The organism is Levilactobacillus zymae DSM 19395, assembly GCF_001434115.1.
GTDB classification, from domain to species: domain Bacteria; phylum Bacillota; class Bacilli; order Lactobacillales; family Lactobacillaceae; genus Levilactobacillus; species Levilactobacillus zymae.
This window is the reverse complement of the sequence record NZ_AZDW01000053.1, coordinates 1-203: the sequence shown is the minus strand read 5'-3', so window position 1 is coordinate 203 and position 203 is coordinate 1. Positions and strand designations below refer to the sequence as shown.

At 49.3% G+C, this 203-nt stretch carries 1 protein-coding gene; it reads right to left on the bottom strand.

Going from position 1 to position 203, the window contains the following annotated elements:
* Positions 1–203: bacterial Ig-like domain-containing protein (locus FD38_RS12885; protein ID WP_191982972.1), on the bottom strand; the 203-nt coding region annotated here is incomplete at both ends.

The following is a 203-nucleotide window of genomic DNA, read 5'->3' as shown; positions in this document are numbered from 1 at the left end:
ACCGTTAACGTCACCGTCTTACTCTGACCATCTGCCGTACTTAAAACTACGTTGTACGTGCCGGCATTAGTTAAATCAACTTGACTCATATCCATCGTTACCGGAATCGTGGTGCCATGATTATCCGTGGCTGTCGCGTTAAAGTCCGTCAATGTTGGCTCAGGGTCGCCGACCGTCATCGTGTAATCGGAACCCGTCAAACT